Genomic DNA, 25,879 nt, shown 5'->3' with positions numbered 1-25,879 from the left:
AATGTTGTGATTAGGAACATGCCAAACTATTACAAGCGGTGGAGGATGCGGCTTCAATGAGTGATGTGTTCAAGGCCCTGGCCCACCCGGTTCGCCGCGACGTCCTGCGCGCGCTGCGCGACGGGCCGAGCTCGGCGGGTGTTCTGGCCGGCCGGTTTCCGGTCTCGAAGCCGACCATGTCCGGCCACTTCAACATCCTTCGCGAAGCGGGCCTGATTGTGGCCGAGCGCCACGGGACAACGATTGTCTACCGCCTCAACGCCAGCGTGGCCGATGAGGCGATCGGCTGGTTGATGGCACTGGTTGGCCGGACGGCCCCAATCAGCGACGAGGAGGAATGAGCATGAAACGCGGACTGATCCGTTCGGTCGTCTTTATTGTCCCCGCGCTCGTCCTGGCGGCGCTGGGGTGGCTGGGGACCGACAGCACGACGCAAATTCCGGTTCACTGGGGAATGGACGGACAACCGGACCGTTATGGCGGACGGTTGGAGGCCTTCTTCCTGCTGCCGGCGATGATGGCCGGATTGAGCGTGCTCTTCGCCATTTTGCCGTCCATCGATCCACGCGGGCGCAATCTCGAACGGTCGCGGATTGTGCTGCAGACGGCTTGGATGGGCTCGCTCGGCCTGCTGCTGGTCATCCAGGCCGGGCTCGTTGCGATTGGTCTGGGCTGGGTCGATCCGGCCGACACCAGCCTGGTTCCGACGTTGGTCCTTGCTGGTGTCGGCGCCTTGTCGGTACTGCTCGGCAACGTCCTCGCCAAGGCGCGTCCGAACTGGTTTGTCGGCATCCGCACACCGTGGACGCTATCGTCCGATCTCGCCTGGGACAAAACGCACCGGCTGACCGGCCGCCTGATGGTTCTGGTCGGATTGGCGATCCTGTCGGGCGTCTGGTTTCTGCTGCCGGAACAGCAGCTTGCTCTCGTTCTGGTCGCCAGCCTTGCGCCGGCGGTCGTCGGAATGGTCTATTCCTACCTCGTCTGGCGTTCGGACCCGGCGCGCGAAACCGCGACCCCGGAGGATGCCGACCCTGACGCCGACTAGGATCCCGTGACGCCGGCGAACAGGTGAAAGGGGAAGCTTTCGACGAGCAGACGCGAGACCTCGATCCCGCGTACAGGATTGCCCTGCCGGTCCAGCGGCGGGCTCCAGAGTCCGAACCCGCCAATGCCCGGTACAACGATCATCAGACCGCCAGACACCCCGGACTTGGCGGGTAGCCCGACAGTGAAGGCATATTCGCCGGAATAGTCATACATGCCGCAGCTCAGCATGAGGGACAGGGTGTTGCGGACGATCCGGCTGTCGATCACCCGGTGCCCTGTCGTCGGACACACGCCGCCATTGGCGAGGGTTGCCGCGACAACCGCCATTTGGCGACAGTCCATCGTCATCGAGCAGGCCCGGAAGTAGAGGTCGAGCGCGGCGGCCGGGTCGACGTCCTCGGGAAAGGCGTCGTGTTCGTCCATCAGCTTGACCAGCGCCAGGTTTCGCTTCGCTGTCCCGCGCTCGCTTTCATAAACCGCCTGGTCGATGCCGACCTTGCTGCCGCCGGCGGCTGATCCGACAAATCGCTGCAACAGGCTGGCCCGGTCGGCGACGGGCAGTCCGGGGCGGATCATGGCACTGCACATGATGGCACCGGAATTGATCATCGGATTGTGCGGCCGGTTGTCGGGGTCGAGCGCCAGCTCGTTGAAGCGTCGGCCCGATGGCTCGCGGCCGACATGCCGATGGACCTGGTTCTCGCCATTCAGGCCCATGGACAGCGCGTAGATGAGCGGCTTGATCGCCGATTGCTGGCAGAACGCGGTATCGGCCTCGCCAAACGCTGTCTGCTGACCGTCGATCGAACAGACTGCCAGCCCATAGGCCGCGGGATCTTGTTTTGCCAGCTCCGGGATGTAGTCCGCCAGGACGCCGTCGGTGACATCACGAGCATAGGCGAAAATATTGGCCAGGCGACTGGAAAAATTTTCGAAATTCGAAACCGCCAAGTGACCGTCCAGCGCTTGTCGGACAAGCTCGAGCGCATCGGAGCCGAGCTGAGCCGCCATGGTGGCGGAGTCGAGGTCACCAGCAGGCAGGTCTGACAGGGCGGTCAGGCGCGACATGCCGGCAGCGGTCAGCCCGGCGCGTTCCAGCACGGCAAGCAGGTCGGCGGCGGTACGGCACCCTTGGTTCCCGGCGCGCTCACAGATCGCTTCAGCGAGCGCCGTCCGCACATCCGGCGTGGCCTCATCCTGCTCATAGCGGGCAGGGCGGGCAAGGAAGCGGGCAAAGAGATCGTTTGCATGTGACGTCATGCCGCCAGAATGGCCAGCATCGCTGCCCTGTCCAGTCGCCTTGGCGCTCCGGTCATGCCGAATATGATGTGAAACACTTGCCTGTCAGCAAGAGCAGCGCTACGCGCATGGGCATCTCGAGAAGGAATTTGCCCATGCCTGCGAAAAAGCCCGTCAAAAAGGTCGTTCTTGCCTATTCCGGTGGCCTCGACACTTCGGTCATCCTGAAATGGCTGCAGGACGCCTATGACGCCGAAGTCGTCACCTTCACCGCCGACCTTGGCCAGGGTGAGGAGCTTGAGCCGGCGCGCAAGAAGGCGGAAGCGGCCGGGGTTTCGGAGATTTTCATCGAGGATCTGCGCGAGGAATTCGTGCGTGATTTCGTTTTCCCCATGGTGCGCGCCAACGCTGTCTATGAAGGGCAGTATCTGCTCGGGACCTCGATTGCCCGCCCGCTGATCGCCAAGCGGCTGGTCGAGATTGCCCACGCCACCGGCGCTGACGCCGTGGCGCATGGCGCGACCGGCAAGGGCAATGACCAGGTCCGTTTCGAGCTGGGCGTCTATGCCCTCGACCCGGACCTGCGGATTATTGCGCCGTGGCGCGAGTGGGATCTCAATTCCCGGACCAAGCTGATCGCCTATGCCGAGGAGCACGGCATTCAGGTCGCCAAGGACAAGCGCGGCGAGGCGCCCTTCTCGGTCGATGCCAATCTCTGGCACACCTCGTCCGAGGGCAAGTTGCTGGAAGACCCGGCCGAGGAAGCCGCCGAGCTGGTCTATCAGCGCACCAATGCCCCGGAAGCGGCACCGGACACGCCGGAATATGTGACGGTCTCCTTCAAGGCGGGCGACGCGGTCGCGCTGAATGGCGAAGCCATGAGTCCGGCCACCCTCCTGACCGCCCTGAACGAGCTGGGGCGCGTTCACGGAATCGGCCGGCTTGACCTGGTCGAGAACCGCTTTGTCGGCATGAAGTCCCGCGGCATCTACGAGACGCCGGGCGGCACCATCCTGATGGCCGCGCATCGCGGGATCGAGCAAATCACCCTCGATCGCGGAGCCGCCCACCTCAAGGACGAGTTGATGCCGCGCTATGCCAAGCTGCTTTATGAGGGCTTCTGGTTCTCGCCCGAGCGCGAAATGCTGCAGGCAGCAATCGACCACTCGCAGCAATATGTCAGCGGTGATGTCCGTCTCAAGCTCTACAAGGGGTCGGCCAGTATCGTCGGACGGTCTTCCGAGCACTCCCTTTACTCGCTCGAGCATGTCACCTTTGAAGAGGATGTGGTCTACGACCAGAAGGACGCCGAGGGGTTCATCCGGCTCAATGCCTTGCGCCTGCAGCTGCTTGCGCGCCGCAAGCGTCGCCTGGGCCACAATGACTGATCGTGCGGACTGACAAGCCCGACCGGATGAATGAAATATTCATTTGTCCGGGCGCGTCTTTACTCGGGGTTGTGTTGGGCAGACGATTCCACGTCCGGGACGGCTCCGGGTTAATTTTGTCTTAAGAGCTTGTGCCTCACTGTGCCGGAGGCCTGAGCGGAGGGTGAGGGCGCGTGCACTCCATCCTGTTGACAGTATTAATCGATTTGGCATTCGCTGCGGCTCCGACCGCGGCGGTTGCGATGATGTGGCGCCAGGCTGCGATCCTGCGGGCGGCCGGGGCCATGCCTCCGGTCCGGTTCCTCTCGATCGGTTTGATCATCTGGGCCGTCTACAAGCTGCTGGATGCCATCGCCCTGCTCGCCGGCCCGTTTTTTCTCAATGAAGCCGAGCTGGCCTCGGTCACGCAAGTCGTTCGGATCGACATGCGCTGGCCTGTCGAATTCCTGACCACCGTGTTTCTGATCATCGGCTTTGTCTGGCTGTTCCGCCGTATGATCGAGATCATGAGTGGCTTGCAATTGTCCCACGAAGCGCTTGAGACCGAGCTCGACAATAGTAGCGAGCGTGAGGCCGAGCTCAAGGAGCGGGCGAATACCGAACGCGCGCAAAGCCAGTCCCGATCGGAATTCGTGCTCGGTCTGAGTCACGAATTGCGCACGCCGCTGAACGGCATATTGGGCCTTTCGAGCTTGCTCTCGAATACCGACCTCGATGCCTCCCAGCGCAAATTATTGGCGACCATTGACCGCTCCGCCCATGCCATGCTGTCACGCGTCTCTGACGTGTTTGATCTGGCCAGGCTCGAGAACAACCGGGTCGAGCTTCGCAGCGTTGCTTTCCGGCCCGATGAGCTGGCGCGGACAGTTGTTGGCCTTTTCCAGCCCCCGGCGGGTGAGAAAGGTGTGAAGCTGGCGCTTGAAGTTGCCGAGGGCGCGGCTGTTCCGGTGTTGGGCGATCCGGTTCGGGTGCGTCAAATCCTCAACAATCTGGTCTCCAACGCGGTGAAGTTCACACCGCAGGGTACGGTCACGCTGACGGTCAGCCACAGTGAGGAGAGCGGCCCGAAATCCTGGGTGGAGTTCCAGGTCGCTGATACCGGGGTCGGGATGGATGAGGCTTTGTTGTCCCGTCTTTCCAACCAGTCCGGTACCGCGGCCGGCGGCGATTCCGGACTTGGATTGTCGATTTGCCGCCGCCTCGCCCGACTGATGGATGGCGATATGACAATCGAGAGCACGCCTGGAGCCGGGACGACGGTGACCGTGCGTATCCAGGTCCAGGACGAGCCCGTCGAGCAGTCCTAGCGTCTTCACGGATGCCCTCTTCGCGCGGCCGCAGACACAAGGCCGGACACGGACTAGTGTGAGGGCGGGAGGACACTGACATGAATCATTTGCTGACTGCGACCGCCACGGCTCTGACCATGGCGGCCTGCTCGCCGCCCGTTGCCGGTTTTGACCATCCGGCCCTGCTGGAGCTGGTGCCCGAGGCCGAGCGGGCGACGATCGCCGCTGCTGATCGCCATGTGCTCGTCGTTCGTCATGCGATCAAGGTCGCCCCGGACTGCAATGCCATGTCCTGCCAGCTCAGCCCGGAAGGCGAGGCGATGGTGGCGCGGTTGGCCAGCCTGATCGGCGATGTACCGGTTGACCGGGCGTTTGCCAGTGCAGCCTGCCGAACCCGGCTCACCGCCGCTGCCGGGGGCGTGGCCGTTGTGGCTCACCAGGCGGCTGATGGCTATGCCGTGGGCTGCACAGAGGGCGAAACGGTGGAGCGCCAGCGCGGAGATGCCTATCGCGAGGTGGATGCCGCCGCGACCGGCTGGACCCTGGTCGGCGAGCATTCCAATACCTCCTGTCTGTGGATGTCGGCCTTTGCCGGACCCGAGGCCGCCCATAGCGCCGGCTGTGACGAGGAAGGTCGGCTTCCTGAAGACGCCTATGGCGATATTTTCTGGCTCCATGCCTCCGGAGAGGACTGGTCGTTGACGGTTCTGCCGGGCGCGTTCTCCGTCACCGATTGAGCCCATGCGCCTGCTGTTTGTCTGCACCGGGAATATCTGTCGCTCACCGACCGCCGATGCCGTGGCCCGATCGCGCCTGGCGGCGGCCGGCCTGGACTGGATCGTGGATAGTGCCGGGACTGGCGGATGGCATGCCGGTGAAGCGCCGGACGAGCGGGCGACGGCGGCTGCTGCTGCGCGGGGCCATGATCTCTCTGTGCTGAGTGCGCGCGAGGTCGATCCGGCGGACTTCATCCGCTTTGACCAGATCATCGCGATGGACCGTAGCCACATGCGTTTTCTCCGAAGGATGCCCGGAGCGGAGCGCGGTGCCCGCCTCAGCCTGATGATGGACTGGGCCGGTGAGGCCGGGGTTGATGTGCCGGATCCCTATTATGGCGGCGATGACGGGTTTGAGCGGGTGCTCGACATGATCGAGCGCGCGGTCGATGGGCTCATCGCAGGCCTGCAGGATGATCAGAGCAGCGGATAGTCCGCCTCGGGTTCGTAGATATTGCGCTCACCACGTGACAACTGACTGGAATAGAGCGTGAAATGGGTGGCCCGCCAAGGCTCGGTGACGAAACCGCCCGTCCGTTCGGCAAATCGCGTCAGCTTTTCAATCGGGGTGCCCTGTAGATAGGCCAGCGTCATGTGCGGGTGGAATTTGCGCGAGTCGGCTTCCAGTCCGGCGCGGCGCGCTGCCCGTTCGCATTTGGCGTTCAGCTCGGCCAACGGCTCGCTCGGGCGCAGGCCCAGCCAGAGGCTGTGCGGGTCGAGTTTGCCGAACCAGCCCGAGCCTTGCAGCGTGAGATCAAAGGGCGGCATGGCAATACTGGCCAGCTCGGCATCGAGGTCCTCGGCCTGCTTGCCGTCCATCGTTCCGAAAAAGCGCAGGGTGATGTGAAAATTCGCGCTCGGACGCCAGCGCGCGCCGGGCACGCCTTTTTGCAAACGGCGGATTTCCTTGTGAAATATTTCAGGAACCGGCAGGGCGGCGAAAAGGCGTGGGGTCATGGGGCACCGTCTGGACAGGCTTTCAACTAGGGCGATTTCCCCGGACAAGGCAATCAGGTCCCATTATGGGGGATTCGAAACCTCCCAGTCCCCCCATCCGGTGATGCCGGAAACTTGCCATATGGCCGGGAGAACATGATATACAACGTACAAAGCGCCATTCGCGGCGCGCGTAGACAAGAGAGACGTCCACAATGAATGATTTTTCCCGCACCTATTCCGGCGGCGCCTCGATGGACATGTCGGTCGATGCCGGCCTGCGCAATTTCATGCTTGGCGTTTACAACAAGATGGGCCTGGGTCTGCTGCTCTCCGCAGCGATCGCCTATGCGGTCGGGACCTACCCGCCGCTGACCCAGCTCGTTTTCGGAACGCCGCTGCTCTTCGTCGTTCAGTGGGGCCCGCTGGCCCTGCTGATGGGTTCCATGTTCTTCATGCGCAATCCGTCTCCGACCGGCAGTGCGATCCTGTACTGGGCAATCGTGACACTGATCGGCGCGAGCCTGAGCTTCTGGGTCGTCATGGCGACATCGGGCCAGGCTGTTCAGCGCATTGGCGGCGGCAGCCTCTCGGTTGATTTCGGAACCATCGCGCAAGCCTTTGTGATCACGGCCGGCTCCTTCATGGCGCTGTCGGTCTTCGGTTACACCACGAAGCGCAATCTGATGCCGATGCAGAACTTCCTGTTCATGGCGGTCTTCGGTGCGATCGCGCTGGGCCTGCTGAACATGTTCTTTTTTCAGTCCGGCATGCTCGAGCTGCTGCTGCAGTTTGCGGTGCTCCTGCTGATGGCGGGCGTCGTGGCTTGGCAGACCCAAGCGCTGAAGGTGACCTACTACCAGATCGCCGGTGACCAGCGCTCGATGGCGGTGATGACCAATATGGGCGCGCTGAACCTCTACATCGCCTTCGTGAACATGTTCCAGATCATCCTGTCCCTGCTCGGCAGCCGCGAATAGCGCCACTGTCACAGCGACCGAAACACAAAACCCCGGGGCCTGCGCTCCGGGGTTTTTTTATGGGCGTATCGCGGACTGCCGGGTCTCGACCCTAGTCGACGACCTGGAATTTCTTCTTATCGAATACGGTCATTACCTGGGCGAGGTCGTGCCCGCGCTTGAGGATCTGTCCGCCCATCGCGACCACTTTGAACTGGCCCTGGCGGTTGGCATCGGCGGGCGTCTTGATCACCGAATACATCGGCATCTCACTGTGGCGGCGGAAAATCGAGAACACGGCTTCGGACTTCAGCCCGTCAATCGCGTAGTCCTTCCATTCGCCCTGGGCGACAAAGCGGCCATAGACCCGAAGGATCGCGTCGAGCTCTCGCCGGGTCCACATGATCGGTTCCGGCTTGCGTTTCGCGGCGGTGGATATGGGATGCACTCGAAATTCTCCTGCCAGTTGAATTGGCCTGCCCAGCTTACAAACATTTCACGCGGTGCCGCAAAGTCGCCACATTCTCGGCGCGATGCCGCCATACCGCCCCACCACCGTCTCACCTGTCGGCCGGGCGCAAAACGCCTCCGAGCCTGGATTTAGACAGCCCCCCAGCCCCCCGGGTCAAGAGGTTGCGATCCGGTCGACACCCCCCGTTTTCGCTCCTGAAACTGACAGTGCGCCTTGCCTCTGGCCAAGCGCTCCGCGTCGGGCTAACGCTAGTCCTGTCAGATCATGAGCCCTGCGAAACATGCTGGTTGCCGATCATCTCATCAAGGATTTCGGATCCTTCCGTGCAGTCGATGGTGTCAGCTTCACCCTCGAGCGCGGTGAAGTGCTCGGGTTTCTCGGTCCCAATGGTGCTGGCAAGACCACCACGATGCGCATGCTCGCAGGCGGGCTGGAGCCGGATGGCGGCACGGCGTCCATCGCCGGATATGATTGCACCGCGCAGCGCCTCGAGGCCCAGTCGCGCCTTGGTTATCTGCCGGAGGGCGCGCCGGCCTACCCGGCCATGACACCCCGTGGCTTTGTCCGGTTCGGACTTCGCGCGCGCGGCTTCTCCGGCAGCGCGCTGACCCGGGCGACCGGGCTGGCGCTGGAACGCGCGACTTTGGGCGAAATGGCCGATCAACCGATCGGGACCCTGTCCAAGGGCTATAAGCGTCGCGCGGCCCTGGCGGCCGCGATCGCCCACGATCCGGCTGTCCTGATCCTCGACGAGCCGACCGACGGGCTCGACCCTAACCAGAAAGATGGCGTGCGCCAGCTGATCCGGGACATGGCGCCGGAGAAGGCCATCATCATCTCCACCCACATCCTCGAGGAAGTTCCCGCTGTCTGTTCGCGCACCATCGTTATCGACAAGGGTCGGCTGCTGTTTGACGGCACCCCGAATGCCTTTGCGGCGACGGGCCCTGAAAAAACGGTTGAGTCCGCTTTCCGCAGCCTGACCCAGGGCCTCACCGACGGGGAGGCAGCCGCGTGATCCACGCCCTCCATGCCGTCTATCGTCGCGAGCTCACCGCCTACTTCCAGACCCCGCTGGCCTATGTTTTCCTCGCGGTCTTTGCCTTTTGTGCGCCGGCCTTTGCCTTTCATATCGGTCGCATCTTTGACACCAATCGCGCCGATCTCGCGCCGATGTTCGATTATCTGCCGTGGCTGTTCGTCGTCCTGATGCCCGCTTTGGCGATGCGGGCCTGGGCCGAGGAACGCGACCGCGGGACGCTCGAATTCCTGATGGCGCTGCCGATCCCGCTCTGGGCGTCGACCGGCGGTAAATTCCTTGCGGCATGGTCGATGGCCGCCTTTGCGCTCGTGCTGACCTTCCCGATGTGGATTGCGGTCAATTATCTCGGCGCTCCGGACAATGCCGCGATCGCAACCGGCTATCTCGGTGCCTGGTTGATGGCGGGCGGCTATCTGGCGGTCGGACAAGCCCTGTCGGCGACCACATCCAACCAGGTGGTCGCTTTCGTGCTGGGTACCGGCGTGGCTTTCCTGCTGACCATGGCCGGCCTGCCCTTCGTGCTGTCAGCCCTGGGTGAGAGTGCACCGGCTGTGGTGTCTGAATTCGTCGCCGGACTGAGCGCGCTCGAGCATTATGATGCTTTCCGCCATGGCGTGATCGGTCTGGCGGACCTGCTCTATTTTGTCGGCCTGATCCTCGTCGCCCTGACAATCGCCGGCATCCTGGTGGCCGAGCGGCGTGGAGGCGGGCGATGAAGCGCACCCTCTTCCTGCCGCTGATGCTGGTCAGCCTGCTCCTGATATTCCTCGCCGGAAACGATCTCGCGGGCCGTTGGCTTGGCGGCGCCCGGCTCGATCTGACCCAGGACGGTCTGTACCGGTTGTCTGACGGATCTGTGGCGGTCATGGACCGCCTCGAGGAACCGGTGGAATGGCGCTTCTACTATTCCCGTGCCGAGGCCGCGCAATATCCGGCGATCCGGGCCTATGCGACCCGGGTTCGTGAGTTTCTCGCGGCCTATGCCGACCGGTCCGGGGGGCGGGTCCGCGTCACCGAGATCGATCCCGAGCCATTCTCGGCGGATGAGGATGCGGCGCTGGGCGCGGGCCTGACGCCGATGCCGACCGATGGCGGTGAGCGTCTCTTCTTTGGTCTGGTGGCCCGCAATTCGGTCGATGACCAGGCCATCATCCCGCTCTTCCGCGAAGAGGCCGAGGCCCGCCTCGAGTACGAGCTCACCCGTCTGATCGTCGATATCGAGCGTCCGGCCCGACCCCGTCTGGCTGTGCTGACCGGATTGCCGCTAAGTCCCGATGATGGTGCGCCCAATACCTTCATTGCCGAGTTGAACGCCGCTTACGATCTGGTCTGGCTGTCGCGCGATTTCGATCAAATCCCCGATGTCAGCGCCCTCCTCATCCTTCACCCTGGTGTGTTGAGTGAGGGGCAGACCTATCTGGTCGACCAGTTCGCCCTCAGCTATGGGCGGATCGTCGCTTTCCTTGATCCGCTTGCCCATATGGCCTTGCGCCCCGGGCCGGATGGGCTGCCGCCGCTCAATGCACGCCGGGCCTCTGACCTTGGCCCGCTGCTCGCGCGCTGGGGTGTCGGCTATGATCCGGAGACGGTCAGCATGGATCGCCAGCTCGGCCTTCCGGTCGAGATCGTGGAGGCTGATGGCCGCGCCCGCCGCCGCGCCTATCCGCTCTGGTTTGCGCTCGGGGCAGGCCAGATCAGCCAGTCGGACCTGGCCACCTCAACCCTCGATCTCGGCCTCAATTTCGGATCACCCGGTGCGCTTGAGATCGGCAGTCTGCCTGATGTCGAGATCACCCCGCTGCTGGCCACCTCGCCGGAAGGCGCCCTGCTGGATGCCGACATCGCCGCCGGGGCGCCAGGCCCTGATGCCCTGCTGCAGGATTATCAGCCGGCGCTTGAACCACCCGTCATCGCAGTCCGGGTGACGGGCATGATCGAGACGGCCTTTCCCGACGGCCCGCCGGCCGGCGACATCGCCTTTGTGCCGGACAATCACCGCGACTTCGCCGGCGGTCCGGTCGATATCGCCATTGTGGCCGATGCGGACTGGCTCGATGACAGTTTCTATGTCCGCAATGATCCGGGCACCGGCAGCACCTATGTGGCCGACAATCTGACCCTCGCGCTGAATCTGATCGATATGGCGGCGGGTGACCCGGCCCTGGTCGGGCTGCGCTCGCGAACACCCTCCCTGCGCCCGATGACGCGGGTTGAGGGCCTGCGCTCGGCCGCCGAGGCGCGTTATATCGAGGCGCAAGATACGCTGGAGGCCGAAATTGCCGATGCACAGGCCCGTCTGGCGACCCTCCTGGGCAGTGGCCAAGCCTCGGCCTTGCTGTCGGATTCCCGGGCCAGTGATCGCGAGGAAGCAATGCGCTTGCGCCAGCAGATCCTGCAGGGCCGGAGTGAGTTGCGCGGCATCGAACGTGACTTCCGGCGCGATATCGATGCGCTGAATGCCGACCTCCAATTCTGGACGATCGGGGTCCCGCCAGCCCTTGTCATCCTGTTTGGCATCGCCGGCTCGATTGTCCGACGCCGACGGAGGCGCACATGAGCCGCGTGCCAGACCAGCGCCGCCGCACTCAATTGATCATGGCCGCTTCCGTGGCCCTGATTCTCACGGCCGGAGCTGTGACCACGGCCTTTCTGGATGCGCGAGAGACCTGGCGCCCCGATGTCAGTGGCCCGGTTCTGCCGGACTGGTCGCAAGCGGTCGCCTCTGCCCGCGTCATCGAGATATCCGGCTCCGAGACCTTCCGGCTCGAGCAGGTCGACGGGGTCTGGCGCATGCCCAGCCGTGACTTCTACCCGGTTCGTCCTGAGCGGCTGGCCGAACTGGATGCCTATCTTGCCGCGCTGACCTATGTCGGTGCCCGCACGGCCAGTCCCGACCGGCTGGCGCGTCTCGGCCTGGCGCCGCCCGGCGAGGCCGGCGGTGGCACGCGGATCACGGTCAGCAATGGAGAGGCTGACATCGTGGCCGATATCCTCCTTGGCGATACCCGCGGTGAACAGGTCTATGTCCGCCAACCGGGGCGAAACCGCGCTTTCGCCGCGCGGCTGGGCGATGGTGCTGTCGCGAGACCGGACCTGGTGCCGGCCGATGCGTGGCTTGATCTCGATTTTCTGGCGCTGGGTACGAATGATATTGCCCGGGCCGATATCCAGCCGGAATCCGGCCCCGCTTATCGATTGGTCCGGGCTGGTGTCTCGGCGCGAAACTTCTCCCTCCGGCAGCCCGCGGGCTGGTTGCCGATCACGGCGGCGGCCGGCGACGGGCCGGCCTCGGCTCTTGGTCGCGTCCGCTTTCGCGACGTCCGCCGGGCGGATCGGCTGGGCGGGGAGTTCGTTGCCCACCATACCGCCGAGACCTTCTCCGGTCTGCGTGTGCGCGTCGATGTGAAGGCTCTCGGTGAAACGCGCTGGGGCCTGATCACGGCAACGGCGGTGACGGATGGGGCAGACGCCGATGCGGCGGCCCTCAATGCAGCGGCCGAGGGTTGGGCCTTCCTGCTTTCGGATCTGACCCTTGACCGCCTGATCCGGCCGCTCGACCGTATCGCCGACCCAAGAGAGACCGAAGCCGATGCGCCTTAACCAGGTTACCCTGCCGGTCAGCGAGATCGCCCGATCAAAGGCCTTCTACCAGGGCCTCGGATTCCGGCTGCTTGTCGACAGCCCGGACTATTGCCGCTTTCTCGCGCCGGAGGGCGACACCACGTTCTCCCTTCACGTCGAGGAGAGGGTCCGGCCCGGCGCCGTCATCTATCTGGAGTGCGAGGATGTCGACGCCGTTGTCGCGCGCCTCACCGCGGCTGGCTACGCCTTTGATACGCAACCGCGCGACGAGCGCTGGCTGTGGCGTGAGGCCAGTCTGCTCGACCCGGATGGTCACCGGATCAAGGTCTATCATGGCGGCGAGAACCGGATCGACCCACCCTGGCGGGTGAAGCCCGACGCCTGACCGCATATGCCCGTACTTTGTCATGTTTTCCGCGTAGTGCCCGGTCTAGTGTCGCGACACCCGGATCGGAGGTGACCATGACCCGACTGCGCCGCATCGGCTTCCTGTTGTTTGATGACGTGACCCAACTCGATTTCACCGGTCCACTCCAGGTGCTTAACCGGCTTCCGGGCATCTCGATCCATCTCGTCGCCCGCGCCGCGGGTCCGGTCCGCACCGACTGCGGTCCCTTTATCCTGGCGGACACCGCCTTTGAGGACTGCCCGCAGCTGGATCTGATCTGTGTACCGGGCGGCTGGGGTGTTGATCAGGCGATGGAAGATGCGCCGACGCTGGATTTTCTGCGCCGACAGGCGGCCGGAGCCCAGTACGTCACCTCGGTCTGTACCGGCGCCTTTGTCCTCGGCGCGGCCGGGCTCCTGGCAGGGCGCAAGGCGACCACGCATTGGCGTTATCATGCCGCCCTGACCCGTTTTGGCGCTGAAGCGGTTCAGGCCCGCGTGGTGCGTGATGGTTCGCTGTTCACCGGCGGCGGCGTGACTGCCGGGATCGACTTCGCCCTGACCATTGTTCGCGAGCTCTACGGCGATGACCTGGCCCGCTCGATCCAGCTCGGGCTGGAATATGATCCCGCCCCGCCTTTTGATTGCGGATCTCCTGGCAAGGCGTCGGCGACGGTTCTGGACGCGGTGGAGAGCCGGTTTGCGCCGCGCTGGGAGGCGTTTCTCGATGTGGTCGACCGGGTTACCGCAGCTTCGGATACCTAGCCCGGATCGGTCCCGCTCTCGCGTCCCGCCACGCCGGTTCTCATCAGACGGTCGGCCGCGGCGCGGGCAAATCGCAGGGTCAGGGCCTTGCGCCGGGCCGGCGCAAGGGTGAGAGCCGGGCTCTCGCGCACGATGGCACCGCCAAACCCGTCCGCGATGATCAAGCCGGCATCCTCCGGGATGACATCATGCGGAAAGCGCTGTGAGACGGCGAAGTAGAGCCGGTCGCAATAGCCGGCATAATTGGTCCATTTGGTATCGGCCCGGAAATCGGCGATGCCGGACTTGATCTCGATAATGGTGATCTCACCCTTGCGACCGAGCGCCGCGATATCGGCGCGCCGTCCATCCGGCAGGATGAATTCGGGTATGGCGCTGTAGCCCATATGCCAGAGCAGGCGTGCCGCTCCGCGCATCAGCGCCCGGGCGTCATCGATGTCCGGATTGGCGTTGGAGGCGACCGTCTCAAGAATCATGAGGCCAGTCTGTTCCATATTTGTTCGCGCCACAAGAGGCGCCTACTCCACCGGATCGCTCAGATCGAAGCCGTAATAGGTATTGCTGATCATGCTCCGGTGGTCCTGCAAGACCTCAAGGGCGTCTTCGGGCGGGACATCGTGGGCAAGGCTCTCGATCTCGAATTCCATCCGGTAGGCCGGACCCATATGGGTGCTGGCATAGTTGAAGCGGAAAGCGGCATTTTCGATTTCGGTCTGTTCGTCGGCCAGCGTCCAGCCGGTTCCGCCATTGGTCAGGACCAGGTCCACGACATGGCGGGTGTGCGTGGGATGGAAGATATTGAGCGGGGTCTCGCGCCGCCGTTCGGCATTGTTTTCGATCAGGTTGCCGATGCCATGGGCGCGATAGCGGATCGTGTAGAGTTCAGAGGTGTCGCTGTCCTCATACGGGTCCAAAAGCTCGACCCGCTCACGGATGACCAGGCGGTTGGCGTCCAGATCATCCTCTACCCGGATCGGTTCCGCGAAATCGGCGGCACCAAAGGTCTGGTTGTAGAAGTCCAGATAGTCCCGCTGTAGACCGGACAGGCCGTCACGGGCGATCCGAGCCCGGCTCTGGTCGGCGTCATTGCCGGTCAGCACGGTCTCGACCAACAGAATGGCCGGCGCGTCGCGGCCCCCTGAAATGTCGAGCGTCTCGTGAATATTGACCGTACTGGCGGACGGCGCGGCAACCGGCGCCATGCTGACAAGGCCCTCATCGCCGCCATTCAGCGGGAGCGCGAAGCCATAATCGGCCTGGTAGACAACATCCAGCGTTCCGCCCTGATAGGAGCGGGTCGGGTCGAGCCAATAGGTCTCGCCATCATGGTTCAGGCGAACGATGACGTGGTTGAAAGCACCCGGTGAGGGCTCTCGGTGATCAATGCCGCGGCCGGCTCCGAGATTGACGAGGGCCGGGACGGCTTCAAACTCGAGCGCCCGGGCCAGTTCCAGCAAGAGTGCGGTCTTCGCCTTGCAGTCGCCATAGCGGGTTTCCAGCGTACTGGCAGGCGAGGCCGGAACATAGGATCCCTCACCATAGGTCAGCGCCAGGTATCGGACATTGTCCTGCACGAAGCGAAGCGCCGCCATGAGCCGGGCTTCCGGCGTGTCGTGGGCAGCGGCGATCTCGGCGGCCAGCGATTGCACCGGCTCGGCCGGATCGAGGGTGAAGAGAGGTGTGCCCCAGGCTGCCACATCGGACCAGTCGGCAAAGCTTGATATCCGCAAAACCGGGTATTGGCTCACGCGATTGGGCGTCCCGCGTTCCGCATTGATCGCGTCGCGCGGGGTTGGCTCAAGGCGGAATTCTTCATAGTCCCGCCGGCGGATGTGCTCGATCTCAGCCTCGCCGGGGGCGACGTCATGATAGCGCGCCTCACCCCGCGGCCAGATCGAGCGAATCGACCGTCGCTCCACCGGGATTCCCCAGTTGAGGCTGAAGCGGCGAAAGTCCCGGCCGCCGTATGTCGGGTTCAATCCGTAGACAGTGTAGGCGAAGTCGACGATATCGCCGACCCGGACATCATCGATCCGGGCCAGTGCCGTCACTTCGCCGTTCAGCATCTGGCGGTCCCGATTGGATTCGTGGCGCGCGAATTCGATCTGCGTACGATCCCGGCGGTCCAGGGTCTCGCCGTCCCGGGTCAGGCGAACATGGTGAAAGACAACCCGCTCATAGGATGGATCGAAACTGACCTCGAAGCTGGCGAGGGTTTCGATGCCTGATGTGTTCGCGGCCTCGCGGACCCGACGGATATACAGGGCTGGGTCCTCGCCCCGGGCATCATGCTGGTCATCGACCAGCAGATAACGGACACCGCCGAAGCTCTCGAAAACGGCGCGCTCGGGGTCTTGTGGCTCGACCTCCTCGACGAAGGCGGGTGGTGAGCCGAAGGTCGCAGCGGCGGGAATCGGGGCTGCAATTGTGGGCGGCGCGGCTTGTGACCAGGCCACCAACGGACCGGTCAGAACCAGAACGCACCCGAACAAGATACTACGCAACATCGTCAACCCCACGCCCCCTGTGATTGTGCCAGATTAGGGTGACAGCCAGCCTGTGCAAGCGCCCAGCCGACGTTCACACTCATGTTTTCGCAGATTGCAGGGCCCCGAGATGATCGCTGACCGATTGCCGCCGAGCTTGGAAGACTTCGAGACCCTCGCCGTCTCGGCTTATGAGAGCCTGCCGGCGCCGATGCGACGCCTGTGCGAGGGGCTGGAAATCTTCGTGGCTGATTTTGCGGATGCCGAGACGCTCGCCGCGGTCGGACTGTCCGACCCCTTTGAGCTGACCGGTGTCTATATTGGCGTCGACCTGTCGCAGAAATCCGTCTACGACCCGTCACCCGAGCCGGATCGTGTCATTCTCTTCCGCCGACCGATCCTTGATGAATGGGCGGACCACGGGGCGATAACACTTGGCGAACTGGTCACTCATGTGCTTGTGCACGAGATCGGTCACCATTTCGGGCTGTCCGACGAGGACATGCACCGGATCGAGGATGAGGGCTGACCGTCAGGGCGAGACGAGGGACCAGCGTGTGAGTTGTCCGATCTGGTCCGACGCGTCTTTGGCCGCATCGGCCTGCTCTGTCGGTACGGCCCGCCGGTCCACATGGAGATCGTAGCCGAGAGTGACCTGGTTACCGGTTCTCGCCTGTGTCAGAGAAAACTCTATCCCGTCGACATTCAGCTGCCGCGAGGCTGGCGAGATTTCCCAGTCAGAGAAGGCGTCGGGAAGATTCAGGGTGACGCGCGCGATCTGGCGGCCGGGCTCTCCAAGGCTGAGCGGAAACACGCGGTCCCGTTCGACATTCCCGCGCCCCGGGCTGCGTAGCGGGACCTGGCCGACAAGTTGTTCACGCTCCCCATCTTCGTGCTCGCTGATCGCGCGCTCGATATCGATCGCCATGTGCAGGCGGATTTCGTTTGTCTCGCGATCATCCTCGACGGTCAGGTCCGATCGCGTCGCGACAACACCGAACCGGGCCTGATAGCCGTTCAGGACCCGTGTCTCCATGTCAGCGCGCCCGGCCCGGGCGATCCCGGCCCGCATCTGGTCCGCGCCTCTGCCACGTGCCCGGATCTCGATGTCAGCCTGGGCGGCTCCGCTGCTATCGAGCACTGTGAGCGTTTCATGCGTCTCCATGCTCGGGACTGTCGTGTCGCGGGTCGGCATGAGGACAGGCGCATGGCCGTCCCGACTGATTGGCAGGGCCCAGCCGAAATCCGGTTGGGCCAATGTCGCAAGCTGGCCGCCTTGCTCACTCCGTGTGCCATCCAGCCAGTAGGTTGTCCCTGCCAGCTCGGCACGGACGATGACGTGATTGAAAGCCGACGATCGCGGCAGTGTATCCATGAGTGCATACCCCTGCGTCGTGTGAACTAGAGCGGCCTCTGCCTCGATCCCGAGGGCCTGTAGCACGGCCATCAAAAGCACCGTCTTGGCCTTGCAGTCGCCATAGCGGCGGTCGAGCGTTTCAGAGGGTGATGCCGGAACATATCCGCCGGCGCCAAAGCTTATCGCGAGATAGCGAATCTCGTCCTGCACGAACCGGAGCGCTGCGACCAGCTGAGCTTCCGGCGTGTCATGGTCCGCCCGGATGGCGTCCGCGATCTCGACAACCGGGTCAGAGATTTCGGGGGCATAGAAGGGGGCGGACCAGCGCGAGACCGCTTCCCAGTTCTCGAAATTGGAAGTTTGCAGGACAGGCGCCTGCCGGACCCAGGCCGGCGCGCCCCGTTCGCCCTCAAAAGGCGGCGTGGCGACAGGTCCAAACGTCACGACATAAGCCTGCCCGTCTGCTCCGGTCTCAAGCGCTTCGGTGGGTTCCGGGCCAATGAGCCGGTATCGGGGCTCGTCTTGTGCAGACCAGCGGGAGCGAACGAGAACTTGTTCAACCGGGGTCCCAAAACCAAGGCGAAACTCGCGGCTTTCATGATCCGGCAGGGCCGGATTTTGTCCCGTGATGGTGTAGGAATACTCGACACGGTCGCCGAGACGGATATCACTGAAGCGTACGATCGCCGTGCCGCGACCATCAAACATCCGTCGTTCAAGGCGGGTTTCCCGACGGGCGAATTCGATTGTGGTGGTGTCGGAGCGATCCTCGATCAGGCCGTCGCGTTCCACCTGCAAGGTGTGAAACTCCAGGCGCTCATAGGCGGGATTGAAGACGATGGTGATATTGGCAGCCTGGTCGATGCCTGCCGTGCTCACGGGTTCGGAAACCATGCGAACATATTGCCGAGCGTCCGCGCCGGTATCGTCATGCTCGACCTGGTAGAGCCAGTAGCGAACCCCACCCTCGGCTTCGAACCGCTCACCGCCCCGTTCCGGAATCGTCAGGGTGGTTGCGAAATCCGGGGTCTCGGTGAAGACCGCTTCTTCCGGCAGCTCACCGATCGCTGTCAGGCTTGTCAGCAGGGGCGGTCGGGAGGTCGCCGCAGTATCTTCCGGACTGTTTCCGTTCGGCGCCGGATGATCGACGCGCCAGTGCAGGCCAAAATAAATCCAGGAGGCAGCCAGTGCAGCCATCAGGGTCAAGGTGCGCAGGTTTGCTGAGCTCACGATTTGATGCCTTTCTGGTTGTTCAAACCAGAATAGCAACCCATGCGGAAATGGAAACCATTAGCGTGCGGGGTAGCCCCAGCGCTCGATCCACGGCGCCAGCTGGGCGGTGTAAGGCTCGAGCGCCTCGGCATGATGACGCCACAGGCCAACGGCCCGGTCATGAATGGCGTGCTCGACCTGCGCCGCCGAGGGTGTGGACAGGGTCGGCGACAAGCGCTCGCGGTAATCGGACATCTCGCTCTCCCATTCGAGGCCGAGTGCGGCGAGGACGCGGGCGACCTCCTCCTTCATGTCCGTGACGACGTCCTCGTAGCGGACTTCGATCACGCGCAGGTCCGGTGCGATCCTGCGCCCGGCCTCGCCAGCAGTCATGGCGGCCTCATAGAGCGCGACCGTGTCAGCAAGCGTGTAGGTTCGCAGCATCGCCGTATTCAGCCGGAAAAGCCGCTTGAAGGTGGAGAACACACTGTCACGCGGATCACGAAGGGCGAGGATGATGCGGGCATTGGGGAAAACCTGTCCGATCACGCCGAGCCAGGCCAGATTGAGCGGCAATTTGTCGATGAAGACACCGTCCGCCGGTGCGCCAAGCGCGCCGACACGCTGCCAGTACTCCGCCTGCAGGCGAGCGCGCTCATGCGGCAGGGCCGCCATGAAGCGGCGCATCGACTCCGGCGTGTCGCCAGCCGCTTCCAGGATCGGCTGGAGCAGAGGCGCTTCATCACTTGCGGTAATGGCCGAATGGCTGGCCAGGATCTGCTCCAGCAGCGTGGTGCCGGAGCGGGGAAAGCCGACCAGGAAGACCGGGGCCCGCCGATCCTCGTCTTTCGGGGATTGCGGCGGGGAGACCGCCGCATAGGCGGTGGCAAGGCGTTTGAGGCTGTCCAGCCCGTTCAGCTCGTCGAGGAACTGGCCAGCCGGCGCGAGATGATCGCGCAGCGCCCGGTAGCCGGTTTCCCAGGCGGCACGGGCCGCGGCGTGGTCTCCCATTGCCTCGCAGGCATCGCCAAGCCGTCGCCAGACCGAGGCGTTGACCGACGGGTTGGCGCGGCTGGCGTCGAACCGGGCTTCGATGAGTTGCCGGGCTTCGGCAGGCTGTCCATCCGCGAGGTCTGCGCCAGCGCGGGCCGAGAGGGCCCCCGCATCGGCGGGATCAAGGGCGAGCACGGCATCGCCATGGCGCCGGGCGCTGGGCCAGTCGCGCTGGTTCTCGCAGACCCAAGCCAGTCCGCGGTGCGCGTCCAGATCTCCGGCCCGTCGTTCAAGCGCGGCCTCATAGGCCGCTCGTGCCGCGCCCAGATCACCGGCCTGGCGTTCCATGAGTCCGCGCAGCAGGTATGGCTCGGGTGCTGCCGGGAAAGTCTCGCAGATCGCCGCAAAGCGGGTGCGGGCGCTCTCATATTCACGCAGGTCACCGAGGATCTGGGCCGCTGCGAGCTCGAAGCCCATTTGCCCCGGAGCGGCCTCGCAGGCCTGTTTGATCCAGAGCAGGGCCGCTGTCGGGTCCTGGCGGGCACGGCGGCAGATAGCCTTCAAATAGAGCCCGTTCGGATCCCGCGGGAGCGCGGCCAGAATGGCGTCGGCGACCGACTCCGCATCCACGAAGCGGTGGTCGCGATAGGCCGCAAAACCGGTCTGGGAGCGGGTAAAGGCTTCTTGGGGCGTCATCGACATCTCGGTGGCGGTCCTGTGTTCATGCGGTCGATCGGATCAAGGCGGCCATTCCGCCACAGAAACCGGTACCGGACCAGTCGGCACGACACCCCGAGGGCAGCAGGAGCGAGCGTGTCGCGATATCGAGCCAAGAAAAAACCCCGCCAGACGAGCTGACGGGGTTTTTCGGGTTCGCAGTCGCGAAAGAGGAGGGAGCTAGTCCTTCTTCTTCGGCTCGCGCTTGACGATGCCGCGACCGGAGACACGCTCGGCGATACGGGCCGACTTGCCGCGACGATCACGCAGATAGTAGAGCTTCGCGCGGCGGACCTTGCCCTTACGCTTGATCTCGATCTGCTCGACATTCGGCGAGTAGAGCGGGAAAACGCGCTCGACGCCTTCACCGAAGGAGATCTTGCGGACGGTATAGCTCTCGTTCAGGCCACCGCCATTGCGGGCGATGCAGACGCCTTCGAAAACCTGGATCCGCTCACGTTCGCCTTCCTTGATGCGAACATGGACGCGCAGCGTATCGCCGGCGCTGAAATCCGGAATTTCCTTGTCACCCAGGACGCGGGCGGCTTCTTCTTTTTCAAGCTGCTCGATCATGTTCATCGTGCATTCTCCTTGCGGGCCTTGTACCTCGTCCAGAGGTCGGGGCGACGCGCCTTCGTAATTTTTTCCGCCTGCTCCCGGCGCCAAGCCTCGATACGGCCATGGTGCCCCGACAGCAGAATTTCCGGGATCTCCTGATCCTCGAACACGCGCGGTCGCGTGTAGTGAGGATATTCGAGGAGATCACCCTCGAAACTCTCGTCTTCGGTCGACATCGGGTCGCCCAACACGCCGGGGAGCAATCGCACACAAGCCTCTATGAGAACCTGCGCGGGCGCCTCGCCCCCGGCCAGTACGGCATCGCCAACACTGACCTCTTCCATTTCGCGGCTTTCGATCACCCTCTGGTCGAGGCCTTCGAAGCGTCCGCAAAACACGACAACGCCCGGACCCTTCGCCCATTCCCGAACCCGGGCCTGAGCAAGCGGTTTTCCGCGCGGCGTCAAGTAGATCAACGGTCGTTTCCCGCCTTGCCAGCGAGACTGCACCGCATCAATCGCCTCCGTTGCGACATCCGGCCTGAGCACCATACCAGCGCCACCGCCGGCCGGGGTGTCGTCCACGGAGCGGTGCTTATGACGGGAAAAATCCCGGATGTCCACAGTTTCAAGCGCCCACAACCCATGATTCGCAGCTGTGGCAATCAGCGAAACACCCAAGGGGCCCGGAAAGGCATCCGGGAACAGGGTGACCGCGGTCGCGGTCCAAGGCAGGGAAGGGCGGGTGGCGTCAGTCATGGCGCGCCGTCGCCCGCCTCTTCCTCGGCCTTCGAGCCGACATCCTCCGGCGGGTCGATCGTCACCACACCCTCACTCAGCGAGACATGCGGGACGAATTCGCGGGTGAAGGGGAGCATCCAGCTGCCGTTTCGGTCGGGCGTTCCGGTGATTTCCAGCAGGTCGCCGGACCCGAAATCATGGACGGCCTTCAGCGTGCCCATGGGGGCACCGTCGAGGCTCTGGACTTTCAGGCCGAGCAGGTCGGCGTGGTAGAATTCGTCATCCTCGAGCGCCGGCAGGGCCGAACGCGGGATGTAGAGGCGCGTGCCTTTGAGCGCATGAGCCTGGTCGCGATCGAGCGGTTCGGCAAAGCGGACGATGAAACCGTCCTTCACCGGACGCGCTGATTTCGGGGTCAGGAAGGGCTTGCCGTCGGCATCGAGAAACGGGCCATAGGCAAAGGCGTCGGCCGGATTGCCGGCAAAGCTCTTGGCCTTGCATTCGCCCTTCACGCCGTGTGCCCCGGCGAGGGCGGCAATGAAGACGAGATCGTCGGCGGGCGTGATCATGGGGCGATGTCCGGTCGGAGCGGCCCCCTCCGCGCGGAGGGGGCCAATCACGGGAAAGTCCTATTCGGACTTTTCTTCTTCGGCAGCAGCCTCTTCAGCCGGAGCTTCAGCAGCGGCTTCCTCGGCGGGTGCTTCGGCAGCAGCCTTGGCTTCTTCTTCGGCAGCCTTGCGGTCAGCTTCCTTCTCGGCCTTCTCGGCGGCGAGTTCCTTGGCTTTCTGGCCCGGCTCGGCCTTCTTCGGGTTGTTGCCGGCTTCCCAGGCCCACGCATCGGCTTCGATCTGGTGGATGAAGCGGCCCACGCGATCGGTCGGCTTGGCGCCCTTGGCGAGCCAGGCCTTCACTTTTTCCATGTCCAGCTGGACGCGTTCGCCGTCCTTCGGGAGCATCGGGTTGTAGGAGCCGATCTTTTCGATGAAGCGGCCATCGCGCGGCGAACGGCTGTCAGCAACGACGATACGGTAGTAGGGACGCTTCTTGGCGCCACCACGGGCGAGACGGATTTTCAGAGACATGGGGTATTCCTTCAGTTTGGTCTTTGGATAACGGGATTATTTCTTGGGCAAGCCCAGCGGCAGACCATCCGGTCCGAGCGGTCCACCGCCGCCCAGCCCGGGCAGGCTGCCCGATTTCGTATTGTTCGAGGTGCCAAGGCCGGGCAGCTGGCTGCCCGAAGGCGCCTTGCCGCCGAGGAGGTCCCGGGTGGCGCGGCCCATATCGGCCGGGTTCATGCCGCCCATCTGGCCGCCCATGCCCGGTGGCATGCCGCCGCCCATACCACCCATCATGCCGGCGAGGCCGCCACGACCGCCTTTGGAGGCCTTCTTCATCATGTCCGCCATCTGGCGGTGCATCTTGATCAGCTTGTTGACGTCGGCGACGGTAACGCCGGAGCCAGCGGCGATGCGCTTCTTGCGGCTCGCCTTGAGAATTTCCGGCTTGGCGCGCTCCTGGCGCGTCATCGACTGGATGATGGCTTCCTGGCGGGTCAGCATCTTGTCGTCCATGCCGGCGGCGGCCGCCTGGGCCTGCATCTTCTTGTTCATGCCCGGCAGCATGCCCATGATCCCTCCGAGCCCGCCCATGGTCTTGAGCTGGCTAAACTGCTCGCGCAGATCGTCGAGGTCGAACTTGCCCTTGGCCATCTTCCTGGCCATGCGGGCGGCTTTTTCCTCGTCGACATTCTGGGCGGCTTTCTCGACCAGCGAGATGATGTCGCCGCGACCGAGTATGCGACCGGCGACGCGCTTGGCGTCGAAGGCGTCCAGCCCGTCGGGCTTTTCCGAGACACCAAGAAACTTGATCGGCAGGCCGGTGACATGGCGCATCGACAGCGCCGCACCGCCGCGGCCATCGCCATCCATACGGGTCAGCACCAGGCCGGTCAGCGGCAGGCGCTCATGGAAGCGGCGCGCGGTCTCGACGGCGTCCTGACCGGTCAGGGCGTCAGCGACCAGCAGCGTCTCGTGCGGGTGGGTGATCCGGGCGATCTCGTTCACCTCGGACATCATGTCCTCGTCGATCGAGGTGCGGCCGGCGGTATCGAGGATGACGACGTCAAAGCCCTGCAGCTTGCCCGCGCTCATGGCGCGTTTCGCGATGTCGACGGCGCGCTGGTTCGGGACGATCGGCAGGAAGGCAACGTCGATCTGGCCGGCCAGCTGCTGCAGCTGCTCCATCGCCGCCGGGCGGCGGGTGTCGAGGGAAGCCAGCAGGACTTTCTTCTTGCGGGTTTCCTGGATGCGCTTGGCCAGCTTGGCCGAGGTCGTGGTTTTACCGGAGCCCTGCAGGCCGGCCATCAGGATGGCAATCGGCGGCTCGCCGTCGAGCGACAGGCCGACCGGCTCACCCTCGCCGCCGAGCAGGTCGACCAGGGCGTCATGGACGATCTTGACGACTTGCTGGCCCGGCGAGACGGCGCGGATGACGTCCTCGCCAACCGCGCGCTCACGGATCTGCTTGGTCGCCGCCTTCACAACGTCCAGGGCGACATCGGCCTCGAGCAGGGCGACGCGGATTTCGCGCAGCGCCGCATCGACATCCTTTTCGGACAGCACACCACGGCCGGTGAGCTTGTCGAAAACGCCGCCAAGTCGTTCTGTGAGTGTGTCGAACATCAAAACCTCAATCCATCGCCATCAATGCAAAGCAAAGCGGCCCCGCTGAGCGAAACCTTCGCCGAGCAGGGTTCTCGCCGACCTCCCTCGCCACGTGGGGCGGATGTGCCGGTAAGACAAGCGTGATGCTTGCATGATGAAGCGGGGCTAGTACGTGGCGTGTGGAAAAGAGTCAAGCTGGTGTCGGTTTCCCGACAGTCGGGCCTGACTGACGCTAGCGCGCGCCGGCGCTCCGATCATGCGTCGTCAGAGCCGGCTGGGCCTGCGAGAAGGTCAGCCCCGGGCGATCCGGGCGGGCTGACAGCATGGCGCCGAAAAGCGACGCAAAGATCAGCGCCGCAGTCAGCCACAGAAGGGCTGTCTTTGCGAGCATGCTGATTGCGAATTGTGCCTTGGCCATGATGTCCTCGGGGCGCAGTGCCCGCCTGTTTACGCTGGTTATTTCAGACCTGAGTCCCTTAATGGACCCCTACCCGGCGGGTTTCACGTGCGCTTATCGTTAAGAAGGATGGAACACGCTCCAACCAATTTTCATCGATTAGCGTGGAATTGTGTCGCCAATATGGGACTTGCCGCGCCGGATACAACGGCTTGTCAGGTATCAACTAATCCCAGGCGCGGCGCCGGCATTCACGGTCTCTCTATCGGGGGAAGTGGCGCCGGCCTGCCCCGTCGGGGACAGACGAAGGGACAGAGCCGGAGCCGGAACGAGAGGAGGCGGTGTTTGGAGGGCAAGCCCGCATCCGCTCTGGGACACGAGCATATACGGTCAGTCCGCCGGACTGGATGGCTCCGAATTCGAAAAAGTCTCCGTCCGGCCATTCGAGCGCCGCAGACGCGACAGGAGCCGGCCGGCGCGCAGGCACAGCCAGAGACCTGTCCAGACATTGCCGAGTATCGGGATCGGCAGGATCCAGAACAGAGTCCAGCGCCAGTCGTCCTCGATGAGCGCGATGAAAACGGCCGCGATCAGAAAGCCGAAATAGAGATCGGTCAGGGTGACAATGCCCCAGGGGTGCCCGACCAGCCAGGCGCCTGCCGCGCCGAAATCGCCGGCCTGTACGGCCCAGACGATGAGAGCGCCGAGGGCGAGGGTGCCGATGGCGGACAGAAGTCGGATCAGAATGCTCACGGGACGGCCTCGCTCTTGCTGATGCAGGCTTTACGGCTGCGGCAGGCCAGCGGATCAACGCCGTCCGCTGGACATCGCTCCAGCCGCATCCCTGAGACAAGCTTTTAACGACGGG

General features: G+C 64.0%; 28 protein-coding genes. 14 read left to right on the top strand and 14 right to left on the bottom strand.

Annotated features, from left to right (window positions below; genetic code table 11):
- Positions 1-56 precede the first annotated feature (56 nt).
- Both AAA969_RS14210 and AAA969_RS14205 read left to right on the top strand, forming a co-directional pair.
- Complete coding sequence (locus tag AAA969_RS14210; protein ID WP_338246868.1) at positions 57-341, top strand: metalloregulator ArsR/SmtB family transcription factor; 285 nt, start codon at positions 57-59, stop codon at positions 339-341.
- Positions 342-343: 2 nt separating this feature from the next.
- Positions 344-1,048, top strand: a complete 705-nt coding sequence (locus AAA969_RS14205; protein WP_338246866.1) for an SdpI family protein — start codon at positions 344-346, stop codon at positions 1,046-1,048.
- On the opposite strand, the gene glsA is transcribed toward AAA969_RS14205, so the two are convergent.
- Positions 1,045-2,310 (bottom strand): glutaminase A, encoded by a 1,266-nt coding sequence (gene glsA, locus AAA969_RS14200; RefSeq protein ID WP_338246864.1) that lies wholly within the window; start codon positions 2,308-2,310, stop codon positions 1,045-1,047. The genes AAA969_RS14205 and glsA overlap by 4 nt on opposite strands.
- Before the next feature lie 134 nt (positions 2,311-2,444).
- Between glsA and AAA969_RS14195 the strand changes: the two genes are divergently transcribed.
- The 4 genes from AAA969_RS14195 to AAA969_RS14180 all read left to right on the top strand — a co-directional run bounded on the left by AAA969_RS14195 (position 2,445) and on the right by AAA969_RS14180 (position 6,175).
- Positions 2,445-3,677 carry an argininosuccinate synthase gene (locus tag AAA969_RS14195; RefSeq protein ID WP_338246862.1) on the top strand — a complete coding sequence of 411 codons (1,233 nt, stop codon included), beginning with the start codon at positions 2,445-2,447 and terminating at the stop codon, positions 3,675-3,677.
- 242 nt (positions 3,678-3,919) lie between these two features.
- Positions 3,920-4,984 (top strand): sensor histidine kinase, encoded by a 1,065-nt coding sequence (locus AAA969_RS14190; RefSeq protein WP_338246860.1) that lies wholly within the window; start codon positions 3,920-3,922, stop codon positions 4,982-4,984.
- Between the two features lie 80 nt (positions 4,985-5,064).
- A complete protein-coding gene (locus AAA969_RS14185; protein ID WP_338246857.1) occupies positions 5,065-5,703 on the top strand; it encodes a histidine phosphatase family protein in 639 nt (212 codons plus the stop codon).
- 4 nt (positions 5,704-5,707) lie between these two features.
- Positions 5,708-6,175, top strand: a complete 468-nt coding sequence (locus tag AAA969_RS14180) for a low molecular weight protein-tyrosine-phosphatase (protein ID WP_338246855.1) — start codon at positions 5,708-5,710, stop codon at positions 6,173-6,175.
- Here the strand turns inward: AAA969_RS14180 and thpR are convergent.
- Entirely contained in the window at positions 6,160-6,699 is a 540-nt protein-coding gene (gene thpR / locus AAA969_RS14175; RefSeq protein ID WP_338246853.1) for an RNA 2',3'-cyclic phosphodiesterase, read from the bottom strand. The two genes, AAA969_RS14180 and thpR, sit on opposite strands and share 16 nt — an antisense overlap.
- Before the next feature lie 194 nt (positions 6,700-6,893).
- Between thpR and AAA969_RS14170 the strand changes: the two genes are divergently transcribed.
- Complete coding sequence (locus tag AAA969_RS14170) at positions 6,894-7,658, top strand: Bax inhibitor-1/YccA family protein (protein ID WP_338246850.1); 765 nt, start codon at positions 6,894-6,896, stop codon at positions 7,656-7,658.
- A 91-nt stretch (positions 7,659-7,749) separates the two neighbouring features.
- Here AAA969_RS14170 and AAA969_RS14165 read toward each other — a convergent pair whose 3' ends face one another.
- The gene (locus AAA969_RS14165; RefSeq protein ID WP_425325061.1) at positions 7,750-8,040 is read right to left on the bottom strand and encodes a DUF2794 domain-containing protein; all 291 of its coding nucleotides are present in this window, start codon (positions 8,038-8,040) and stop codon (positions 7,750-7,752) included.
- A gap of 349 nt (positions 8,041-8,389) precedes the next feature.
- Here AAA969_RS14165 and AAA969_RS14160 point away from each other — a divergent pair, with 349 nt between their 5' ends.
- The 6 genes from AAA969_RS14160 to AAA969_RS14135 all read left to right on the top strand — a co-directional run bounded on the left by AAA969_RS14160 (position 8,390) and on the right by AAA969_RS14135 (position 13,885).
- A complete protein-coding gene (locus AAA969_RS14160) occupies positions 8,390-9,127 on the top strand; it encodes an ABC transporter ATP-binding protein (RefSeq protein ID WP_338246846.1) in 738 nt (245 codons plus the stop codon).
- Entirely contained in the window at positions 9,127-9,867 is a 741-nt protein-coding gene (locus AAA969_RS14155) for an ABC transporter permease (RefSeq protein ID WP_425325060.1), read from the top strand. Before AAA969_RS14160 ends, AAA969_RS14155 begins: the two co-directional genes overlap by 1 nt.
- Positions 9,864-11,708, top strand: coding sequence for a GldG family protein (locus AAA969_RS14150; RefSeq protein WP_338246842.1), 1,845 nt, complete (start codon positions 9,864-9,866; stop codon positions 11,706-11,708). Before AAA969_RS14155 ends, AAA969_RS14150 begins: the two co-directional genes overlap by 4 nt.
- A complete protein-coding gene (locus AAA969_RS14145; protein ID WP_338246840.1) occupies positions 11,705-12,751 on the top strand; it encodes a DUF4340 domain-containing protein in 1,047 nt (348 codons plus the stop codon). The genes AAA969_RS14150 and AAA969_RS14145 overlap by 4 nt, the downstream gene beginning before the upstream one ends.
- Positions 12,741-13,118 carry a VOC family protein gene (locus AAA969_RS14140; protein ID WP_338246838.1) on the top strand — a complete coding sequence of 126 codons (378 nt, stop codon included), beginning with the start codon at positions 12,741-12,743 and terminating at the stop codon, positions 13,116-13,118. The genes AAA969_RS14145 and AAA969_RS14140 overlap by 11 nt, the downstream gene beginning before the upstream one ends.
- Before the next feature lie 77 nt (positions 13,119-13,195).
- Positions 13,196-13,885: a DJ-1/PfpI family protein gene (locus AAA969_RS14135; RefSeq protein ID WP_338246836.1), complete on the top strand. Its 690-nt coding sequence runs from the start codon at positions 13,196-13,198 to the stop codon at positions 13,883-13,885.
- Here AAA969_RS14135 and AAA969_RS14130 read toward each other — a convergent pair.
- Positions 13,882-14,361 (bottom strand): MmcB family DNA repair protein, encoded by a 480-nt coding sequence (locus tag AAA969_RS14130; RefSeq protein WP_338246834.1) that lies wholly within the window; start codon positions 14,359-14,361, stop codon positions 13,882-13,884. The genes AAA969_RS14135 and AAA969_RS14130 overlap by 4 nt on opposite strands.
- 42 nt (positions 14,362-14,403) lie before the next feature.
- Positions 14,404-16,392, bottom strand: coding sequence for a DUF3857 domain-containing transglutaminase family protein (locus AAA969_RS14125; protein WP_338246832.1), 1,989 nt, complete (start codon positions 16,390-16,392; stop codon positions 14,404-14,406).
- A gap of 109 nt (positions 16,393-16,501) precedes the next feature.
- Between AAA969_RS14125 and AAA969_RS14120 the strand changes: the two genes are divergently transcribed.
- Positions 16,502-16,900 carry a metallopeptidase family protein gene (locus tag AAA969_RS14120; RefSeq protein WP_338246830.1) on the top strand — a complete coding sequence of 133 codons (399 nt, stop codon included), beginning with the start codon at positions 16,502-16,504 and terminating at the stop codon, positions 16,898-16,900.
- A 3-nt stretch (positions 16,901-16,903) separates the two neighbouring features.
- On the opposite strand, the gene AAA969_RS14115 is transcribed toward AAA969_RS14120, so the two are convergent.
- The 9 genes from AAA969_RS14115 to AAA969_RS14075 all read right to left on the bottom strand — a co-directional run bounded on the left by AAA969_RS14115 (position 16,904) and on the right by AAA969_RS14075 (position 25,764).
- Positions 16,904-18,958, bottom strand: coding sequence for a DUF3857 domain-containing transglutaminase family protein (locus AAA969_RS14115; RefSeq protein ID WP_338246828.1), 2,055 nt, complete (start codon positions 18,956-18,958; stop codon positions 16,904-16,906).
- 60 nt (positions 18,959-19,018) lie between these two features.
- Positions 19,019-20,629, bottom strand: coding sequence for a tetratricopeptide repeat-containing sulfotransferase family protein (locus AAA969_RS14110; protein WP_338246827.1), 1,611 nt, complete (start codon positions 20,627-20,629; stop codon positions 19,019-19,021).
- Between the two features lie 201 nt (positions 20,630-20,830).
- Positions 20,831-21,229: a 50S ribosomal protein L19 gene (gene rplS / locus AAA969_RS14105; RefSeq protein WP_338246825.1), complete on the bottom strand. Its 399-nt coding sequence runs from the start codon at positions 21,227-21,229 to the stop codon at positions 20,831-20,833.
- Positions 21,226-21,966 carry a tRNA (guanosine(37)-N1)-methyltransferase TrmD gene (trmD, locus tag AAA969_RS14100; RefSeq protein ID WP_338246823.1) on the bottom strand — a complete coding sequence of 247 codons (741 nt, stop codon included), beginning with the start codon at positions 21,964-21,966 and terminating at the stop codon, positions 21,226-21,228. The genes rplS and trmD overlap by 4 nt, the downstream gene beginning before the upstream one ends.
- Positions 21,963-22,517, bottom strand: coding sequence for a ribosome maturation factor RimM (rimM, locus tag AAA969_RS14095; RefSeq protein ID WP_338246821.1), 555 nt, complete (start codon positions 22,515-22,517; stop codon positions 21,963-21,965). Before rimM ends, trmD begins: the two co-directional genes overlap by 4 nt.
- Before the next feature lie 60 nt (positions 22,518-22,577).
- Complete coding sequence (gene rpsP, locus AAA969_RS14090) at positions 22,578-23,030, bottom strand: 30S ribosomal protein S16 (protein WP_338246818.1); 453 nt, start codon at positions 23,028-23,030, stop codon at positions 22,578-22,580.
- 36 nt (positions 23,031-23,066) lie between these two features.
- The gene (gene ffh / locus AAA969_RS14085; protein WP_338246815.1) at positions 23,067-24,632 is read right to left on the bottom strand and encodes a signal recognition particle protein; all 1,566 of its coding nucleotides are present in this window, start codon (positions 24,630-24,632) and stop codon (positions 23,067-23,069) included.
- A 214-nt stretch (positions 24,633-24,846) separates the two neighbouring features.
- Complete coding sequence (locus AAA969_RS14080) at positions 24,847-25,032, bottom strand: hypothetical protein (protein ID WP_338246812.1); 186 nt, start codon at positions 25,030-25,032, stop codon at positions 24,847-24,849.
- A gap of 369 nt (positions 25,033-25,401) precedes the next feature.
- Positions 25,402-25,764: a hypothetical protein gene (locus tag AAA969_RS14075; RefSeq protein ID WP_338246810.1), complete on the bottom strand. Its 363-nt coding sequence runs from the start codon at positions 25,762-25,764 to the stop codon at positions 25,402-25,404.
- Positions 25,765-25,879 lie beyond the last annotated feature (115 nt).

The sequence above is a fragment of the Maricaulis maris genome, from assembly GCF_036322705.1.
GTDB classification, from domain to species: Bacteria; Pseudomonadota; Alphaproteobacteria; order Caulobacterales; family Maricaulaceae; genus Maricaulis; species Maricaulis maris_B.
This window is presented reverse-complemented; position numbering and strand designations above follow the sequence as displayed.

What these genes read in the sequence shown, in the direction of transcription:
- AAA969_RS14210 (WP_338246868.1), top strand. Translation starts at nt 57, where the DNA reads ATGAGTGATGTGTTCAAGGCCCTGGCCCACCCGGTTCGCCGCGACGTC.
- AAA969_RS14205 (WP_338246866.1), top strand. Translation starts at nt 344, where the DNA reads ATGAAACGCGGACTGATCCGTTCGGTCGTCTTTATTGTCCCCGCGCTC.
- glsA (WP_338246864.1), bottom strand. Translation starts at nt 2,310, where the DNA reads ATGACGTCACATGCAAACGATCTCTTTGCCCGCTTCCTTGCCCGCCCT.
- AAA969_RS14195 (WP_338246862.1), top strand. Translation starts at nt 2,445, where the DNA reads ATGCCTGCGAAAAAGCCCGTCAAAAAGGTCGTTCTTGCCTATTCCGGT.
- AAA969_RS14190 (WP_338246860.1), top strand. Translation starts at nt 3,920, where the DNA reads ATGATGTGGCGCCAGGCTGCGATCCTGCGGGCGGCCGGGGCCATGCCT.
- AAA969_RS14185 (WP_338246857.1), top strand. Translation starts at nt 5,065, where the DNA reads ATGAATCATTTGCTGACTGCGACCGCCACGGCTCTGACCATGGCGGCC.
- AAA969_RS14180 (WP_338246855.1), top strand. Translation starts at nt 5,708, where the DNA reads ATGCGCCTGCTGTTTGTCTGCACCGGGAATATCTGTCGCTCACCGACC.
- thpR (WP_338246853.1), bottom strand. Translation starts at nt 6,699, where the DNA reads ATGACCCCACGCCTTTTCGCCGCCCTGCCGGTTCCTGAAATATTTCAC.
- AAA969_RS14170 (WP_338246850.1), top strand. Translation starts at nt 6,894, where the DNA reads ATGAATGATTTTTCCCGCACCTATTCCGGCGGCGCCTCGATGGACATG.
- AAA969_RS14165 (WP_425325061.1), bottom strand. Translation starts at nt 8,040, where the DNA reads ATGTGGACCCGGCGAGAGCTCGACGCGATCCTTCGGGTCTATGGCCGC.
- AAA969_RS14160 (WP_338246846.1), top strand. Translation starts at nt 8,390, where the DNA reads ATGCTGGTTGCCGATCATCTCATCAAGGATTTCGGATCCTTCCGTGCA.
- AAA969_RS14150 (WP_338246842.1), top strand. Translation starts at nt 9,864, where the DNA reads ATGAAGCGCACCCTCTTCCTGCCGCTGATGCTGGTCAGCCTGCTCCTG.
- AAA969_RS14145 (WP_338246840.1), top strand. Translation starts at nt 11,705, where the DNA reads ATGAGCCGCGTGCCAGACCAGCGCCGCCGCACTCAATTGATCATGGCC.
- AAA969_RS14140 (WP_338246838.1), top strand. Translation starts at nt 12,741, where the DNA reads ATGCGCCTTAACCAGGTTACCCTGCCGGTCAGCGAGATCGCCCGATCA.
- AAA969_RS14135 (WP_338246836.1), top strand. Translation starts at nt 13,196, where the DNA reads ATGACCCGACTGCGCCGCATCGGCTTCCTGTTGTTTGATGACGTGACC.
- AAA969_RS14130 (WP_338246834.1), bottom strand. Translation starts at nt 14,361, where the DNA reads ATGATTCTTGAGACGGTCGCCTCCAACGCCAATCCGGACATCGATGAC.
- AAA969_RS14125 (WP_338246832.1), bottom strand. Translation starts at nt 16,392, where the DNA reads ATGTTGCGTAGTATCTTGTTCGGGTGCGTTCTGGTTCTGACCGGTCCG.
- AAA969_RS14120 (WP_338246830.1), top strand. Translation starts at nt 16,502, where the DNA reads ATGATCGCTGACCGATTGCCGCCGAGCTTGGAAGACTTCGAGACCCTC.
- AAA969_RS14110 (WP_338246827.1), bottom strand. Translation starts at nt 20,629, where the DNA reads ATGACGCCCCAAGAAGCCTTTACCCGCTCCCAGACCGGTTTTGCGGCC.
- rplS (WP_338246825.1), bottom strand. Translation starts at nt 21,229, where the DNA reads ATGAACATGATCGAGCAGCTTGAAAAAGAAGAAGCCGCCCGCGTCCTG.
- trmD (WP_338246823.1), bottom strand. Translation starts at nt 21,966, where the DNA reads ATGACTGACGCCACCCGCCCTTCCCTGCCTTGGACCGCGACCGCGGTC.
- rimM (WP_338246821.1), bottom strand. Translation starts at nt 22,517, where the DNA reads ATGATCACGCCCGCCGACGATCTCGTCTTCATTGCCGCCCTCGCCGGG.
- rpsP (WP_338246818.1), bottom strand. Translation starts at nt 23,030, where the DNA reads ATGTCTCTGAAAATCCGTCTCGCCCGTGGTGGCGCCAAGAAGCGTCCC.
- ffh (WP_338246815.1), bottom strand. Translation starts at nt 24,632, where the DNA reads ATGTTCGACACACTCACAGAACGACTTGGCGGCGTTTTCGACAAGCTC.
- AAA969_RS14080 (WP_338246812.1), bottom strand. Translation starts at nt 25,032, where the DNA reads ATGGCCAAGGCACAATTCGCAATCAGCATGCTCGCAAAGACAGCCCTT.